The sequence below is a fragment of the Kitasatospora sp. CB01950 genome (assembly GCF_001905465.1).
In the GTDB taxonomy this organism is placed as follows: Bacteria; Actinomycetota; Actinomycetes; order Streptomycetales; family Streptomycetaceae; genus Kitasatospora.
In genome coordinates this window covers 208,708-224,370 of record NZ_LISX01000007.1, presented here as the reverse complement: position 1 = coordinate 224,370, position 15,663 = coordinate 208,708, and the positions used below count along the sequence as shown (strand labels likewise).

Here is a 15,663-nt window from a genome sequence, read left to right as displayed (position 1 = left end):
GTTCGTGAGGACACCTGAGGAACTGCACCTGGTCGACTGGCCGTTGCTGGAGTATCCGTACGGGGACGTCACCGATGTCTCGGACGTGATCCGGGCGTTGTACGACGAGGACGCGGCGGTGGTCGGCGAGGCACTGGAGGAACTGTTCTGCCAGGTGCTGGGCCGGCGCCTGCTGTACCCGGTGAGTGTCGCCGCCGTTCCGTATCTGGCTCACGCGATCGTGCACGCCACCCACTGGCGCGACGAGATGCTGAGATTCCTGGCGAGCACGGCCGACCGCGCGGAAGAGGGAGCGGTCCGGGTCGGCGCCGAACTGCCCGGCCTGCTGCACCTGTTGCGGGACGAGGAGCCCGAGGTGCGCCACCGGGCGGTAGAGGTGGCACGGTGGGCGAGCGGGGACGCGCTGCCGCTCGCACTGGAAGTGCTGACGGAGTGCCACCAGGACGACCCGTCTGCTCGGGTGCGAGCCGCGGCGTTGACGGCGCTGAGCCTTCTCGACGCCGACCCGGTCGGACGGTTGCGTGCGGCGCTGGACGACCCCGAGCCGGCCGTCCGGGCCACCGCCGCGCTCGGCCTGCTGGCGAAGGCGGAACTCCCGTACCCGGAACGGCTGGTGCACGTCCTGGCCACGGCCGGCGCGGACCCGGCGTTCGCCTGCGGCAGCGGCAGCGGCAGCGGCAGCGGCAGCGGCAGCGGCAGCGGCAGGGTGTGGGACGTGCTGGGTCGGGACGCCGGAGCCACCCGGGCGGTCGCGGCGGCCTGGACCGCGGCTCGCGACCGCGACGGGCACGGCTCCTGGCTGGCCGAGCGGCTGGCCCACACCTGGCGGGACCGGGAGGCCGAGGCGGTCGCCCTGTTGGTCGCCGCGCTGCCGCACCAGCGCGAGCCGCATGGGCGCTCGTACGTTCTGGAGGCGCTGGCCCGGTGGGTCGCGGACTGCCCCGACCCCGCCCCGGTCGGCACGGCGGTGCTGCCGTTCGTTGCCGACCCCGAGCCGCAGGTCTCCCGGGCGGCCCAACTCGTGCTCGGCCGGGCCGGCGACCGCCGGTTGCTCGCCGCCGTTCCCACGCCCCACCCGGGCGCGCTCGACGCGCTGGCCGCCCGCACCGCCGACCTCGATCTGCGGCGCCGGGCACTGACGCCGCGCCGATGCACCGGCGGCTGCGGTGAGGTGCACATCGAAGCGGCCCGGGTGCTCGACGCACTCACGCCGCAGGACGCGGCGCCGCTGTTGCCCGAGCTGCTCGCACTGCTGCGGGCACGGCCGGACGAGAAGTTGGCACGGATGCTCGGTGGTACGGGGCTCGAAGACCCGGAACTGCTCGGTGTGCTCGGCGAGTTGGCGGCCGGGGAAGACCGGGGCCTCGCGCCCGTCGCCGCCGTTGCTGCCGCCCGGCTCGGCGCGGACCCGGGGCCCACGCTGCGGCTGCTTGCCGACCGGCTCGCCGGCGACGGCTGGTGCCTGGAGGATGCGGCTCTGCTCGGACCGCTCGGGCTGCCGCTGGTGCCGCTGGTGGAGGGCCGCCTCGCGGACGCGTACGAGTGGCATCGGGCACACGCTGCGGAGGCGCTGTGGCGGATCACCGGCGACACCGGGCGGACCGTCCCCGTGTTGGCCGAGCTGCTCGTTCCGCTGCCGGTCGGCGCGTTCGCGGTGGCGATGCTGCGGCGGATCGGTGAGCCGTTAACGCCCGGGGCGCGGGAGGTGGTGGCGCAGTGGGCGGTCTCGGAGCGCCGGGTCCTGCGCGACGAGTCCGACGGCCGACTGCGGGAGGACGCCCGGCTGTTGCTCGACCGGTGGGCTGGGAATGGCGACGGCCCGCCGCACCCATGGGGAAGATGCGGCGGGCCGTCAGTACATTATGTGACAGGCGGTCAACCGAGGCTGTTGTAGATGGTGTTCAGCAGGGTGTTGTTGTTGTCGTCGTTCTCCAGGGCGAAGGCGAACATGCCGCCGAGGCCCTTGGACTTGGCGTAGGCCGCGCGGGCCTGGATGGCCTTGGGGTCGTCGCCGGTCCAGAAGTTGGTGCCGTCGTAGACCCAGGTGGACTCGGTGATCGGGTCCCAGTGGGTGTTCTGGGCGGTCAGGGTGAGTTCGCGCCAGCTGGCGAGGCCGGCTTCCTGGCTGCCGGGCTTGGCGGGGGTGGCGCCGGTGGCCTTCTGGTAGAGGCCGTAGTTGTTGCCGGCGGTCACGCCCGTCCAGCCGCGGAAGTAGAACGGGATGCCGAGGATGATCTTGTTGGCGGGGAAGCCACCGGTGATGCCGTACTCGGGGAGGCCGGTGGTGTAGGCCGCGAGCGTGGTGTCCACGTTGTACTTGGCGGTGCCGGGGGTGATAGGCGTGGTGGGGTCGGCGGGGCTGTCGTGCAGCGGGTCCTGGAGGTTGGTCGGGCCGGTGGCGTCCCAGGAGCCGTGCATGTCGTAGGTCATGACGTCGGCGTAGTCCAGGTACGCGCCGATCTTGTCGGTCTCGATGTACTGGATCTTGTCCTGGCCGGACGGCAGGGCCGCGGTGAGCAGGAACTTCTTGCCGACGCCGGCGCCGTAGGCGTCGAGCTGGCTGCGGAACTCGGCGAGCAGCGCGGTGAAGTTCTGCTTGTCGGCCGCGGAGTAGTGGTTGCCGGTGTGGCCGCCGGCCGAGCCCGGGTACTCCCAGTCGATGTCGATGCCGTCGAAGATGCCCGCGGCGCTGGCCGCGCCGCCGGAGGCGTCACCGGCGACGCCGGTCGGCAGGTTGCCCTTGAGGAACATGTCGATGCAGGAGGAGACCAGCTTCTTGCGCGAGGCGTCGGTGGCCGCCGCGTCGGAGAAGTACTTGGAGTAGGTCCAGCCGCCGAGCGACAGGGTGACCCGCAGGTTGGGGTTCTTCGCCTTGAGCTGGCGCAGCTGGTTGAAGTTGCCCTTCAGCGGCTGCTGCCAGTCGTCGGCGGTGCCGTCGACCGAGATGGCGCCGCTGTAGTCCATCTGGTAGTCGGCGTAGGCGTCGGCCGCGCCGTCGCCCGCGTTCGGGTTGTCCTCGTGGCTGGCGTCGGAGGCCTTGACGGCCTCGAAGCAGTTGAGGTTGGTCGGGTGGATGTTCTCGAACGCGTAGGAGATGACGTCGAGCTTGCCGGCCGCGCCGGAGGTGTCGACGTTCTTCGGGTAGTAGGCGGCGTCGTACACCGACCACTGGTCGAAGTAGGCGGACTTGTACGGCTTGGCAGTGGCGGGCGCGGCGGTGGTGGAGACGGTCACCGCGTTCGACTGCTGGGAGGCGTGGCCGGCCTTGTCGTACGCCTGGACGGTGAAGGTGTACGAGGTGTTCGGCAGCAGCGAGGAGATCGCGACGGAGGTGCCCATCGAGGTGCCGACCAGCTGGCCCTTCGACCAGACCTTGTAGCCGACGTAGTTGTCGGTGGAGTCGGTCGAGGCGTTCCACTTCAGCACCACGGCGTTGGAGGTGGCCTTGCCGACCGCCACCCCGCCCGGGACGGTGATCTTGCCGTCGCCGGTGGGGCCGTTGCCGCTGCCGGAGCTGGAGCTCGGGGACGGCGAGGGCGAGGAGGAGGTGGAGGTGGACGGGCTGGGGGAGGCGCTCTGCGAGGGGCTGGCCGAGGTGGAGCTGCTCGCGGAGGTGGACGGACTCGGGGAGCCGCCGTTGTCGGGCCCGGTCAGGCTGAGGTCGTCGGCCTGGTAGGCGCCGGCGCCGTACCAGCCGTGGGTGAAGACCGTCACCGAGGTGGTGCTCGCACCGGTGGTGAAGGTGGTGCTGAGCTGGGTCCAGTTGGACGCGCCGGGGGTCCAGGTGGAGGCGTTGACGCCGGTGCCGGTGGCGCCCAGGTAGACGTAGTTGCCCTTGAGCCAGCCCGCCAGGGTGTACTTGGTGTTCGGCTGGACGGTGACGGTCTGCTGGCACTGGCCGGTGTCGCCGGCGGTGGCGTTGCCGTTCAGTGCGTAAGTGCCGCCGTGCGCACCGGTGTTGACGACCGAGCCGCTGGTGCAGGTCCAGCCGCTGAGCGAGCCGGTCTCGAAGTCGCCGTTGGCGAGCAGGTTGACGGTGGCCGCCGAGGCGCTGCCGAGCGAGAGCGCGAGTGCGGTGGAGCCGACGGTCATGGCGGCGGCCACCACGAGGGCGCCGGCGCGGCGCCGGGAGGGGGCCCGGCGTGTGGTCGACCCGAGGGCGGGCGTGGCCCGTTCAAGCATGGAGGAACCTCCGGAGTCAGTGGGGTTGTCCGGTAGGTGCGGCGGCCCGGCGGGCCCAGGTGGGAGCCTGTGCGCTTGGGGTGAGCGCGTCACCTAGATTGGACTGGACCAATCGCCCGGGTCAAGGATTTCGGCTCACGAACCGTCAGGAAGCTTTCCGATCAGTCGGATTGGAAGGCGTCGCGGAGGGCGGTCGGGGGCGGCGCCGGTCGCGGCGGTGTGCGCCCCTGGCTCTCAGTTGCATATGACTTGCAATTGCGGGCGGATCGACGGAAGGATGATGCGGCTCACCACCCTCCCGGAAGGACATCCCATGCCAGCCCCCAGCCGTCTGCGCGACCGGCTCACCCGCGAGGAGTGGATCCGGCTGGCCGGAATGGCCGCGTTCGTCCTCGCCCTGCACGTGGTCGGGTGGTTCATGCTGCTGGCGGTGATCGCCCCGAAGCACTACGACGTCGGCGGCCAGGTGTTCGGCGCCGGCATGGGCCTGACGGCGTACACCCTCGGCATGCGGCACGCCTTCGACGCCGACCACATCGCCGCCATCGACAACACCACCCGCAAGCTGATGGGCCAGGGCAAGCGCCCGCTGTCGGTGGGCTTCTGGTTCTCGCTCGGGCACTCCTCGATCGTCTTCGGCCTGTGCGCGCTGCTGGCGTTCGGCATCCGCTCGCTGGCCGGGCAGGTGGAGTCCGACGGGTCGACGCTGCACCAGGCGACCGGCCTGATCGGCGTCACCGTCTCCGGCACCTTCCTGGTGCTGATCGGCCTGATCAACCTGGGCGCGTTCAACGGCATCCTGAAGGTGTTCCGGCGGATGCGGCAGGGCGACTTCGACGAGGCCGAGCTGGAGCGCCAGCTCGACAAGCGGGGCTTCCTGAACCGGATCCTCGGCCGCGTCACCCGGGCCGTCACCAAGCCGTGGCACATGTACCCGGTGGGCCTGCTGTTCGGCCTCGGCTTCGACACCGCCACCGAGGTCTCGCTGCTGGTGCTGGCCGGCGGCGCGGCCGCGTTCTCGCTGCCCTGGTACGCGCTGCTGGTGCTGCCGATCCTGTTCGCGGCGGGCATGAGCCTGTTGGACACCATCGACGGCTCGTTCATGAACTTCGCCTACGAGTGGGCGTTCTCCAAGCCGGTCCGCAAGATCTACTACAACCTCACCGTCACCGGCCTGTCGGTGCTGGTGGCGCTGGTGATCGGCGTGATCGAGCTGGTCGGCCTGCTGGCCGAGAAGCTGGACATCACCAGCGGCCCGATCGGCTGGATCGGCTCGCTCGACCTCAACCTGGTCGGCTACGTGATCGTCGGCCTGTTCGTGGTCACCTGGGCCGCCGCGATGGCGTTCTGGAAGTTCGGCAAGGTCGAACAGAAGTGGTCGGCGGGGCTGCGCGAGCAGTCCTGACCGCGAGGCGGGCCTGCGCGAGCAGTCCCGACCCGCGAGGCGTCGCAGCACGGAAAGGGGCACCCGGCGGGTGCCCCTTTTGGCATGTCCAGGGACGGAAGATCCGGAAATCGGGGGAGGGGCGTTCCGGCCAGGTGGCGAGAAGTTCACGTCCGGGACCTTGTCGGGTCAACTTCTACGCGCGTATCTTTCTGATCCGGATCGACCTGATCAGCCATCAAGGGCCCGCCCGGCAGACCGGACCGGCCCTGGCAGTCAGCCTTCTGACGAACCCTCGATGCCACCCGGCGCCCCCACTGACGGCGACCGGGCCATGGTCCTGCCACGAAGGAGCCCCGCAACGGTGCCCAGCCCCACCCCCGCCCGCCGCTCCCGCCGCACCCTGCTGCGCGTCACCGCGCCGGCCGCGGTCGCCGCGTCCCTGGTCCTCGTCCCGCTGCCGGGCGCGTTCGCCGCGCCGTCCACCGGTGCGGTGATCGCCGAGGTGTACGGCGGCGGCGGCAACTCCGGTGCGACGCTGAAGAACGACTTCATCGAGCTCGGCAACCCGACCGGCGCCGCCTTCGGCCTGTCCGGCTTCAGCGTGCAGTACCTGCCCGGCAGCCCCGGCGCCACCACCCAGTGGGGCGTCACCCCGCTGAACGGCTCGATCCCGGCCGGCGGCCGCTACCTGATCGCCGAGGCGCCCGGCGCCGGCGGCACCGCGGACCTCCCGGCGGCCGACGCCAGCGGCAGCCTGGCGCTGTCCGCCACCTCCGGCACCGTCGCGCTGGTCAACGGCACCGCCCCGCTGACCTGCAAGACCGCCGCCGACTGCGCCGCCGACCCGCGGATCGTCGACCTGGTCGGCTTCGGCACCGCCGTGGTCCGCGAGGGCAGCGGCCCGGCCGCAGGCGCGTCCAACTCCGCCTCGGTCGCGCGCGGTTCCTCGCTCGCCGACACCGACGACAACGCCAAGGACTTCACTGCGGGCGACCCGACCCCGGTCAACTCCAAGGGCGCGGGCACCGGCGGCAACCCCGGCGGCGGCGACGGCGGCACCACCCCGCCCGTCCCCGGCGACGTGCGCATCCACGACATCCAGGGCACCACCCGGATATCGCCGCTGAACACCAAGACCGTCACCAACGTGCCCGGCATCGTCACCGGCGTGCGCGGCTACGGCACCAAGGGCTTCTGGATCCAGGACCCCAACCCGGACAACAACCCGGCCACCAGCGAGGCCGTGTTCGTCTACACCGGCTCCGCCAACCCGACCGTCAAGGTCGGCGACTCGGTGCTGGTCACCGCCAAGGTGAGCGAGTACTACCCGAACAGCTCCGGCGGCTCGCAGTCCGTCACCGAGCTGACCGGCCCCAAGGTCACCGTGCTGTCCTCCGACAACGCCGTGCCCGCCCCCGTGGTGCTGGACGCCGCCAAGATCCCCGCCGGGTACGCCCCGGACGCCGCCGGCGGCTCGATCGACAACCTGCCGCTGGACCCGTCGAAGTACGCCCTCGACCTGTACGAGTCGCTGGAGGGCATGAACGTCGAGGTCCGCGACGTGCCGGTGGTGCAGGCCACCGACAAGTACAACGAGCTGTGGGTGGACGCCGGTTCGGCCGACCCGCGGACCAACCGCGGCGGCGTGGTCTACCTCGGCTACGACAAGCCGAACAACGGCCGGATCATGATCCAGTCGTTGCCGCCGCTGACCCAGCAGCCGTTCCCGGTCGCCAACGTCGGCGACAGGCTGACCGGCTCCACCGCCGGCCCGCTCGACTACAACCAGTTCGGCGGCTACACCATCGCCGCGAACACCGTCGGCACCGTCCAGGACAACGGCCTGAAGCGCGAGGTCGCCGACCGGGCGCTGCCCAGCGAACTCTCCATCGCCACCTACAACGTGGAGAACCTCGCCCCCGGCGACGCCGACGCCAAGTACACCGAGCTCGCCCAGGCCGTCGTCACCAACCTGCGCTCGCCCGACATCGTCGCCCTGGAGGAGATCCAGGACAACAGCGGCGCTATCGACGACGGCACCGTGGACGCCTCGGTCACCGTGCAGAAGTTCATCGACGCGGTCAAGGCCGCGGGCGGCCCCGCCTACGACTGGCGCTCCATCGACCCGGTGAACGACAAGGACGGCGGCCAGCCCGGCGGCAACATCCGCCAGGTCTTCCTGTTCAACCCCGACCGGGTGTCCTTCACCGACATCGCCGGCGGCGACTCCACCACCGCCGTCGACGTCACCGGCACCGGCAAGCGCACCTCGCTGACCGCCTCGCCCGGCCGCATCGACCCGAACAACGAGGCCTGGGCCAGCAGCCGCAAGCCGCTGGTCGGCCAGTTCAGCTTCCACAACAAGCCGGTCTTCGTGATCGCCAACCACTTCAACAGCAAGGGCGGCGACCAGGGCATCGACAGCCGCTTCCAGGCCCCGAACCGCAGCTCCGAGGTGCAGCGGCAGAAGCAGGCCGAGGTCGAGCACGCCTTCATCGCCAAGCTGGAGGCCGCCGACCCGGACGCCCGGATCGTCTCGCTCGGCGACTTCAACGACTACCAGTTCTCGCCCGCGATGAAGACCCTCACCAAGGGCGGAGTGCTCCGCGACCTGGTGAACGACCTGCCCGCGAGCGAGCGCTACTCGTACGTCTACCAGGGCAACTCGCAGGTGCTCGACCACATCCTGGTCAGCCCCGCGTTCAAGCAGCAGCACGTCCGCTACGACGTGGTGCACATCAACAGCGAGTTCGCCGTGCAGGCCTCCGACCACGACCCGCAGGTGGTCCGCGTCAAGCCCTGACGGCCCGTCTCCGGCCCCCGTCCTGCCGCGTCCGCGGTGGGGCGGGGGCCTTTTGTTACCGGCGGGTTGACCGGGCGGCGGGGTCGGCCGCAGGATCGGGGATCACTGTCTTTGGGAAGGATCTCGGATGGCCCTCGACGCCGACGTCATCGTGATCGGAGCCGGACTGGCCGGCCTGGCCGCCACCGCCGAACTCGCCGACGCCGGACGGCGCGTCATCCTGCTCGACCAGGAACCCGCCGGCTCGCTCGGCGGCCAGGCGCACTGGTCGTTCGGCGGACTCTTCCTGGTCGACTCGCCCGAACAGCGCCGGATGCGGATCAAGGACTCCCACGCACTCGCCTGGCAGGACTGGCTCGGCACCGCCGGGTTCGACCGCGACGAGGACGCCTGGGCGCGCCGCTGGGCCGAGGCGTACGTCGACTTCGCGGCCGGCGAGAAGCGGGCCTGGCTGCGCGCGATGGGCGTGCGGCTGTTCCCGGTGGTCGGCTGGGCCGAACGCGGCGGACTGCTGGCCAGCGGGCCCGGCAACTCCGTCCCGCGCTTCCACATCACCTGGGGCACCGGGCCCGGCCTGGTCGCACCGTTCGCCCGCCGGGTCCGCGACGCCGTGAAGGCCGGACGGGTCACCCTGCGCTTCCGGCACCGCGTCACCGGCCTCGCCGCGAGCGGCGGATCGCTCGACACCGTCACCGGCGAGATCCTCGCGCCGTCCGCCGTCCAGCGCGGCGAAGCCAGCTCCCGCGAGGTCGCCGGGCACTTCGAACTCCGCGCCCAGGCCGTGATCGTCGCCTCCGGCGGCATCGGCGGCAACCACGACAAGGTCCGCGCCGCCTGGCCCGCCCGGCTCGGCACCCCGCCCGAGCGGATGCTCTCCGGCGTCCCCGCGCACGTCGACGGCCTGATGCTGGACGTCGCCTCCGCCGCCGGCGCCGGACTCGTCAACGGCGACCGGATGTGGCACTACACCGAGGGCATCGAGAACTGGAACCCGATCTGGGTGAAGCACGGAATCCGCATCCTGCCCGGCCCGTCCTCGCTCTGGCTCGACGCCACCGGCGCCCGGCTGCCCGTCCCGCTGTTCCCCGGCTTCGACACCCTCGGCACCCTCGACCACATCATGCGCACCGGGCACCAGCACACCTGGTTCGTGCTCACCCAGAAGATCATCGAGAAGGAGTTCGCACTCTCCGGCTCCGAACAGAACCCCGACCTCACGGGACGTTCGATCCGCGGCGTGCTCGGGCGGGCACTGCCCGGGGCGTCCGGGCCGGTCGAGGCGTTCAAGCAGCACGGCGCGGACTTCGTGATCGCCTCCACCGTGGCGGAACTCGTCCGCGGCATGAACGAACGACAGGGCTCCGCGCCCGCGATCGACGCCGACGCGCTGCGCCGCGAGATCGAGGCCCGGGACCGGGAGATCGCCAACCCGTTCGCCAAGGACCTCCAGGTCACCGCGATCCACGGGGCCCGGCGCTACCTCGGCGACAAGCTGATCCGCACCGCCGCCCCGCACCGGCTGCTCGACCCGGCGGCCGGACCGCTGATCGCCGTCCGGCTGCACATCCTCACCCGCAAGTCGCTCGGCGGCCTGCACACCGACCTCGACTCCCGCGCGCTGCGACCCGACGGCACGGTGCTGGACGGCCTCTACGCGGCCGGCGAGGCGGCCGGGTTCGGCGGCGGCGGCATCCACGGCTACCGCTCGCTGGAGGGCACCTTCCTGGGCGGGTGCCTCTTCACCGGGCGGACGGCGGGCCGGGCCGCGGCCGCCGCCACCGCCTGATCAGTTCTCCGGCGAGGCGATCTCCGCTACCGGCCGGTCGCGCCGTCGATCTGCTCGCGCAGGACGTCGGCGTGACCGGCGTGCCGGGCGGTCTCGCTCGTCATGTGGGCCATCACCCAGCGCACCGACTTCGGCCCGTCGGTGACGGGCACGGCCACCGGGCGGGACAGGTCGGCGGACTCCCGGATCGTCCGGTCGGCGGCGGCGATCGCCTCCCGGTAGGCGTCCAGCACCTGCTCGGCGGTGACGTCCACCGGGACGGCCATGTCGAAGTCGACGTTCTGGTACGCCTCCTGGCCCGCCACGTGGTACCCGAACCAGTACCGCTCGGCCGCCGTCAGGTGCTGCACCAGGCCCAGCAGGTTGGTCCCCGTGCCGACCAGGACGCGGCGCAGCTCCTCCTCCGTCAGGCCCTCGGTCTTCTTCACCACGCACTCGCGCGCGAACGTCAGGAAGGCCAGGGCGGTGTCGAGTTCGCCGCTGTCGTCGTAGGGCACGGGGCGGCGCTGGGTCTCGGTCGAAGTCATCCTGCGAACCTATCCGGTGCCCCGCGTGCGGCGCACCGCGATTTAGGACAGGCCCTACGGCGCGGCGGACGGCCGGGGGTGGCCCGCCAGTTGGGCCAGCACGATCTTGGCCATGGTCTCGGCGCCGAGCGTGGAGTCCGGGTCGAGCGCCAGCGAACCGAGGATGCCGACCGCCGCGCGCAGGTCGCTGTGCTGGAGCAGCAGCGCCTTGTTGATCAGCAGCAGGCCCAGCGTCTCCGGATCCGGCCCGGCGGCCAGACCGCGTTCCACGGCCTCCGCCTGCTCGTCCGGGTCGGCCAGCAACGGGGCCAACTCCTTCCAGACCTGCGGGAGTTCGGGGTAGCGCTCGGCGATGCCCAGCAGCAGCCCGCGCTTCTGCGCCGGATCCTCCACCCACTCCAGCTGCACGAAGGCCCGGCTGAAGCCGTCGAACAGCTCGCCGCGGAGCTCACGGCGCAGCAGGTCCAACGTCGTCTTGCAGGTGAAGAACCCGCGCGGCGCGAGCCGGTCGACCCCCGCGTACAACTCCTCGGCCCGCGCGGCGTCCCCCTGCAGCAGCACCGTGAACGCGGCGTCGTACGAGGGGTGCGGCCACTTCGGCGCCAGGTCCTGCGCCTGCTCCAGCAGCGCCAGCGCCTCCTCGTACTCGCCCCGCTCCCCGGCCTCCCGCCCCCGCCGGTGCAGCTCCCGCGCCCGCTCCGGCACGTCCCCGCCGCCCGCCGACTCCCAGCTCACCCGGCCGGTCACCCCGGCCAGATCCTCCTCGGTCAGCTCCCGCCCCATCGCGTCCCTGAACACAACCTGCCCGGCCACCGCTCACTCCCACCCGTCACAGCACCTTTGCCGCGCGAGGCTACCGGCTCCTGCGGCGGTCCGGCATCCGGGTCGGACGAGGGGGTGCCCGGGCACGTCAGAATGGGGGCGTGGACGAGCGCGGGACGGCGATGGTGACGGTGTGTCGGGGGTGCTGCTGCGGGTCGGCGGCGAAGCATCCGGGGGTGGACCACGGGGAGCAGGTGGCGCGGTTGCGGGCGGCGGTGGGCGACGCCGGGCGGGTGCGGGTGTCGGAGTGCCTGGACGCGTGCGGTCACTCGAACGTGGTGGTGGTCAACCCGTCGCCGCGGGGCCGGGAGAACGGGGCGCGGCCGGTCTGGCTGGGGTGGGTGCTGGGCGAGGACATGGTGACGGAGATAGCGGAGTGGGTGCGGGCCGGCGGCCCGGGGGTGGCCGAGGCGCCGGCGACGCTGGAGTTGCAGGAGTTCGATCTGCGGAAGGGCGCGCGGTCGTGACGGAGTTGGACGGGCGGCCGGTGACGGCCGCGGAGTTGCAGGCGCTGGCGCTGACGAACTACGGGCACTTCACCACGATGCTGGTGGAGGACGGCCGGGTGCGCGGCCTGGGGCTGCACCTGGAGCGGTTGGAGCGGGACGGCGAGGCGGTGTTCGGGGTGCGGCCGGACCGGGAGCGGGTGCGGGAGCTGGCCCGGCGGCAGGCGCCGGCGCGCGGCGCGGCGGTGCTGCGGGTGACGCTGTTCGACCCGGCGATCGACCTGGGCGGCGTCGGCGGCACGGCGAGCCCGCGGGTGCTGGTGACGGCCCGTCCGGCGGGGAGCGGCGTGCCGGGGCCGTTGCGGGTGCGGACGGTGCGGTTCGAGCGCGAGGTGCCGCAGGTGAAGAGCGTCGCGCTGTTCGGGGTGCTGCGGCAGCGGCGGCTGGCGCAGCGGGCCGGGTTCGACGACGCGCTGTTCGTGGACCGGGACGGCGGCCTGACCGAGGGCGCGACCTGGAACGTCGGGTTCCTGTGCGGCGGCGAAGCGGTGTGGCCGCGCGGCGGGTACCTGCCGGGCACGGCGATGGCGCTGCTGCGCGCGGCGGTCGGCGGCGTCGACCGGCGGGTGGGCCCCGAACTGGACGGCGTGGACGCGGTGTTCGCGACCAACGCGACGACCGGCGTGCGGACGGTCGCGGCCGTGGACGGCCGGGAGTTCGACGTCCGGGCGGTCGAGGCGGCCGGGCTGGCGCGGCTGCGGGCGGCGTACCTGGAGGTGCCGGGCGACCCGCTGTGACCAGCGGCGACGGCCGACGGCACGTCATGATCGGGCCGTCGGCCGGTCCGCGTCGGCCTCTTTACCAACACATGGTCTGATCATGTGCTCGGCCAGACCGAGGCGATGACGCTCGTTCACCGAGCATCCGGGTGGCGGCCATCGGTCACTGGCAGTCTCCCGCGCATGGATATCCCCAACATGGGCGTGCCCGCCCAGCTCGCTGCCCGGATGAACATGGCGGAGCAGCACGAGTACCTGCGCAGCAAGCTCTCCCGCCGGACCCTGCTGCGCTCCAGCGCGGTGACGGTCGGCGCGCTGGCCGTCGGCGGGGCGCTGGGCTCCGGCACGGCGTTCGCCGACCCGGCCGTGAAGCAGGGCAGCGCGACGGACGCGGTGTCCGGTTCGCTGGTCTCCCCGGTCGGCCGCCACCTCCAGTTCGGCGCCGAGGCCGACACCCAGATGCGGGTGTCCTGGCAGGTGCCGGCGCCGGTGAAGAAGCCGTTCCTGCGCTTCGGCCGCCACCCGTGGGAGCTCAGCCACAAGATCGAGGCCGAGGTCCGGGCGCTGCACACCCCCGCGCTGACCCCGACCGGCACCCCGGTCGACCAGTACTACCTGCACGTGGAGCTGAACCACCTGCAGCCCGGCACCACCTACTACTACGGCGTCGGCCACGACGGCTTCGACCCGGCCTCGCAGCAGGCGATCTCCACCCTGCAGACCTTCACCACCGCGCCGTCCCGCAACGGCCGGCACAACCGCCCGTTCGAGCCGTTCACCTTCACCGCCTTCGGCGACCAGGGCGTCTCCTCGCACGCGGCCGGCAACGACCACGTCATCCTGGCCCAGAAGCCGGTGTTCCACCTGCACGCCGGCGACATCTGCTACGCCGACCCGATGGGCCAGGGTCTGGACAGCGACAAGGTCGCGTTCAACGCGCTGACCTGGGACGCGTTCCTGGCGCAGACCGAGACGGTGGCGGCGAAGGTCCCGTGGATGGTCGCCTACGGCAACCACGACATGGAGGCCTGGTACTCGCACAACGGGTACGGCGGCGACGACGCCCGCTTCACCCTGCCGACCAACGGCCCGGACCCGCGCAAGGCGCCCGGCGTCTACTCCTTCAGCTACGGCAACGTCGGCGTCATCTCGCTGGACGCCAACGACGTGTCCTACGAGATCCCGGCCAACCTGGGCATCACCGCGGGCCGTCAGACCCAGTGGCTGGAGCGCAAGCTGCGCGAGCTGCGCGCGGACGAGGCGATCGACTTCGTGGTCGTCTTCTTCCACCACTGCGCGTTCTCCACCACCCACCAGCACGCCTCCGACGGCGGCGTCCGCGACGCCTGGGTGCCGCTGTTCGAGAAGTACCGGGTGGACCTGGTCATCAACGGCCACAACCACGTGTACGAGCGCACCGACGCGATCCTCGGCAACAAGGTCAGCAAGGCCGTGCCGAGCGGTGCGAGCATCGACCCGACCAAGGACGGCGTGGTGTACGTGACCGCCGGTGCGGCCGGTCGCAGCCTCTACTCCTTCGACGCGCCCGACACCTACGAGGGCCACGAGAAGCACCAGGACGAGGTGGTCACCTACCACTTCGACAAGGGCAGCGTGAAGGTCGCGGAGACCGTGCACTGGTCGCGGGTCCGCTACACCGGCTACTCCTTCATCAAGGTGGACGTCACCCCGGCGCACCGCGGCGCGACCAGCACCATGAAGGTCACCGCGCTGGCCGAGGACGGCACGCAGATCGACCACTACTCGATCACCCGCCGCGCGGGCCGCAGCGAGCACGGCCACTGACGCCCCCGTGCGACGCCCCCGGGCCCGGTGCTGTCGGGTCCGGGGGCGCCGCCGTCTAGGGTGGCTCGGTGAGTACCGCCCGTTCGATCGTCCTGTTCGTCGTTGCCGCACTGTTGGAGATCGGCGGCTGCTGGCTGGTCTGGCAGTCCGTCCGCGAGTCCCGGCCGTGGTGGCTGGCCGGCCTCGGCGTCCTCGCGCTCGGCCTGTACGGCTTCACCGCGGCCCTCCAACCGGACGCGAACTTCGGCCGGGTGCTGGCCGCGTACGGCGGCGTCTTCGTGGCGGGCTCACTGCTGTGGGGCGTCGTCGTGGACGGCTTCCGGCCCACCCGCTGGGACGTGCTGGGCGCGCTGATCTGCCTGGCCGGCGTCGGCGTGATCATGTACGGCCCGCGCCGCTGAGCGGGCCTCAGCCCGCGACCCACCGCCAGCCGTTCTTGTCCTCGCACCGGATGGTCCGCCCCGAGGCGTCGGTGCCCTCCACCCCGTGGTCCGAGGCCCGGCAGAACTGGCCCGCCTTGTAGCAGTTCCCCGCGTTCGACCGCGGGTGGCAGCCCGCCGTGTCCTGGGTGGGCTCCGTCGCCGGCTTGGCGGTGGTGGTCCGCGGCGTCGGCTGCGGGGCCTTGGTGGCGGGCGCCTCGGTGGTCGGCGTCGGGCTCGGCGTTTCGGCCGACGGCGAGGGCGACGGCGTCGGGCTCGGACTCGGGCTCGGGGTCGGGCTCGGGCTCGGCGTGGGGGAGTCGCTGGGGGACGGTGCACTGCTGGAGACGGCAGCCGACGCGGAGGGCGCGGCCGGCCCGGCGTCGGTGGGCTCGCAGGCGGTGGTGAACAGTGCGGCGGCCAGCAGCGCGCCGGCGGCAGAGGCCCGGCGCAGGCGGAGGGAGAGGGACAACACGGCTCATCTCGGAGGGGGTTGGCGGGACGGGACGCCATCCTTCCGAGTGTGCGCGAGTCGTGGAGTTCGAGTGATGGGTTCGTTATCGATCGGCAATCCGGTCGCGGCGCAGCAGCCTTGAGGGTGCTGCGCCGAAGCTGGCCGGTGCCGGTCCAGGTGGGATGTCGCCTTGTCAGTTCATGGGCCGGGTCTCCTGGGCCGTGTTTCACCGCGTCTGCCAACGGCCGGTAG

At 72.1% G+C, this 15,663-nt stretch carries 12 protein-coding genes; 8 read left to right on the top strand and 4 right to left on the bottom strand.

Annotation, left to right across the window (positions count from 1 at the left end; genetic code table 11):
* Positions 1 to 4: 4 nt before the first annotated feature.
* Positions 5 to 1,894, top strand: a complete 1,890-nt coding sequence (locus tag AMK19_RS19675; protein ID WP_143200297.1) for a HEAT repeat domain-containing protein — start codon at positions 5 to 7, stop codon at positions 1,892 to 1,894.
* Here the strand turns inward: AMK19_RS19675 and AMK19_RS38455 are convergent.
* Positions 1,876 to 4,182: a glycosyl hydrolase family 18 protein gene (locus AMK19_RS38455; protein ID WP_073813449.1), complete on the bottom strand. Its 2,307-nt coding sequence runs from the start codon at positions 4,180 to 4,182 to the stop codon at positions 1,876 to 1,878. The genes AMK19_RS19675 and AMK19_RS38455 overlap by 19 nt on opposite strands.
* A gap of 313 nt (positions 4,183 to 4,495) precedes the next feature.
* Between AMK19_RS38455 and AMK19_RS19665 the strand changes: the two genes are divergently transcribed.
* The 3 genes from AMK19_RS19665 (at position 4,496) to AMK19_RS19655 (ending at position 10,158) form a co-directional block, all read left to right on the top strand.
* On the top strand, positions 4,496 to 5,587 hold the full coding sequence (locus AMK19_RS19665) for a HoxN/HupN/NixA family nickel/cobalt transporter (RefSeq protein ID WP_073813441.1): 1,092 nt from the start codon (positions 4,496 to 4,498) through the stop codon (positions 5,585 to 5,587).
* A gap of 343 nt (positions 5,588 to 5,930) precedes the next feature.
* The gene (locus tag AMK19_RS19660) at positions 5,931 to 8,372 is read left to right on the top strand and encodes an endonuclease/exonuclease/phosphatase family protein (RefSeq protein WP_443135025.1); all 2,442 of its coding nucleotides are present in this window, start codon (positions 5,931 to 5,933) and stop codon (positions 8,370 to 8,372) included.
* A gap of 127 nt (positions 8,373 to 8,499) precedes the next feature.
* Positions 8,500 to 10,158 carry an FAD-binding dehydrogenase gene (locus tag AMK19_RS19655; protein ID WP_073813437.1) on the top strand — a complete coding sequence of 553 codons (1,659 nt, stop codon included), beginning with the start codon at positions 8,500 to 8,502 and terminating at the stop codon, positions 10,156 to 10,158.
* A 26-nt stretch (positions 10,159 to 10,184) separates the two neighbouring features.
* Here the strand turns inward: AMK19_RS19655 and AMK19_RS19650 are convergent, their stop codons facing one another.
* Entirely contained in the window at positions 10,185 to 10,685 is a 501-nt protein-coding gene (locus AMK19_RS19650; protein ID WP_073813434.1) for a DinB family protein, read from the bottom strand.
* 54 nt (positions 10,686 to 10,739) lie between these two features.
* Positions 10,740 to 11,498: a hypothetical protein gene (locus AMK19_RS19645; protein ID WP_073813430.1), complete on the bottom strand. Its 759-nt coding sequence runs from the start codon at positions 11,496 to 11,498 to the stop codon at positions 10,740 to 10,742.
* Positions 11,499 to 11,608: 110 nt separating this feature from the next.
* Between AMK19_RS19645 and AMK19_RS19640 the strand changes: the two genes are divergently transcribed.
* The 4 genes from AMK19_RS19640 (at position 11,609) to AMK19_RS19625 (ending at position 14,939) form a co-directional block, all read left to right on the top strand.
* Entirely contained in the window at positions 11,609 to 11,974 is a 366-nt protein-coding gene (locus AMK19_RS19640) for a (2Fe-2S) ferredoxin domain-containing protein (RefSeq protein ID WP_338015804.1), read from the top strand.
* Entirely contained in the window at positions 11,971 to 12,750 is a 780-nt protein-coding gene (locus AMK19_RS19635; RefSeq protein ID WP_073813426.1) for an aminotransferase class IV, read from the top strand. Before AMK19_RS19640 ends, AMK19_RS19635 begins: the two co-directional genes overlap by 4 nt.
* Positions 12,751 to 12,915: 165 nt before the next feature.
* Positions 12,916 to 14,538, top strand: a complete 1,623-nt coding sequence (locus AMK19_RS19630; RefSeq protein ID WP_073813422.1) for a purple acid phosphatase family protein — start codon at positions 12,916 to 12,918, stop codon at positions 14,536 to 14,538.
* A gap of 68 nt (positions 14,539 to 14,606) precedes the next feature.
* Complete coding sequence (locus AMK19_RS19625) at positions 14,607 to 14,939, top strand: YnfA family protein (protein WP_073813418.1); 333 nt, start codon at positions 14,607 to 14,609, stop codon at positions 14,937 to 14,939.
* A 7-nt stretch (positions 14,940 to 14,946) separates the two neighbouring features.
* On the opposite strand, the gene AMK19_RS36580 is transcribed toward AMK19_RS19625, so the two are convergent.
* Positions 14,947 to 15,429: a hypothetical protein gene (locus AMK19_RS36580; protein WP_073813415.1), complete on the bottom strand. Its 483-nt coding sequence runs from the start codon at positions 15,427 to 15,429 to the stop codon at positions 14,947 to 14,949.
* Positions 15,430 to 15,663 lie beyond the last annotated feature (234 nt).